We start from the raw sequence: 1,211 nt of genomic DNA on the forward strand, positions 1-1,211 counted from the left end.
AAGTACACCTCAGCTTAAGCATTTGACTAATATTTTTTAACGACCATTGAGCCCCCGAAATTTTTAATCGCCTATCAATCTGTTTGACCGTTGATTCAACGGCTCCTGACCCAATTGAACAAATATTTTCCTCGGATAAAAGTTGATAATTTACGATTCGATGACGATGTTTAGTTAGGTATTTACAAAAATTAGCAGATGGGCGACGACCGACGGATTCAAATAGCTTAATTGTCTCATTTACCTGGCCCTCCCACAACAATTTTCTAGCTTGTTCCAGTCGTTTATTAGACCCTCCTACTTTGTGCAAGTTTTCCATTAGATGGAACCAGTCTAAGATTTCTCTCCGTCTGCCTTGAGGATTAAATTTATTAATTAAATTCCAAATTCCATCATGTCCATCTCCCAAACAGGTTAAGAGGGGACTTAAAGGCTGATTATTTACAAAATTAATTAAGCTTTCATTCTCTTGAAAATATGCAGCATAAAAACTGGAATGAAGCCTGACGGCTTTATAATCAAGCCATTGAGACCCTTCTCCCTGTTGACCTCTCACACGAACTTTACCTCCATCAACGCTAGTTTCTTTTATTGATAATTCTGCGATTGGTTCGCTCCACTCTTTCTGGCTTACTAACCTGTGTAAAGCTGAATGACCTATCTTAATACCCGTCTGAACTCCCACTTCAATTGCCGCTTTTTCAAAAGACAAAACCGCCGCCATTCTCAAAGAGCATTTTTCCAATAACGGAGAGAGCCTTGTCGATTTTTTAACCTTTAATTTTTTCGCTTGGTCTTCGGTAATTTTTAGGGGTCCGATACAGCTATTTATGGTCCTTTCTCGTCCTTTTTCTGTCCCGGTTGCTGCTTTGATAAAAAAAAAGCAATATCGGGTCCCATGACCTCTAACCATTGTTGTCTAAGGTGCTGTTCAATGCTCTCTAAGTCCTCTAAAGATTCCGGGGGGCTGTTTCGGTATAAAATTTGGGCGATTTCATCATGACAGGCTTTTAACCGTTCGCGCTCTTCAGGATTCATCATAATGCTCCAGAACAATTTACTTTATTGTACGTGGTTTTTGCGCTCAGACAGCGCTTAAATCATAGAAAAAATTAGTAGTTGCTTCCATAGCAGTTTTTGGGGAAGCCGTTGGTTTAAAAAATGTAAAATTATATCATTTATTGGGATATTTACAAAATCGGGATGCTCCC

At 39.1% G+C, this 1,211-nt stretch carries 1 protein-coding gene; it reads right to left on the minus strand.

Annotated features, from left to right (window positions below; all coding sequences use genetic code 11):
- Positions 1–1,038 (minus strand): ISKra4 family transposase gene (locus QUB24_RS33425; protein WP_333157883.1). Its coding sequence is split into 2 segments (ribosomal slippage), with 1,039 coding nucleotides annotated over them: positions 1–882 and positions 882–1,038; the frame shifts between segments, so codons are not numbered across the junction. This gene is flagged as partial in the annotation.
- Positions 1,039–1,211 lie beyond the last annotated feature (173 nt).

This window comes from Microcoleus sp. B9-D4, assembly GCF_036705105.1.
In the GTDB taxonomy this organism is placed as follows: Bacteria; Cyanobacteriota; Cyanobacteriia; order Cyanobacteriales; family Microcoleaceae; genus Microcoleus.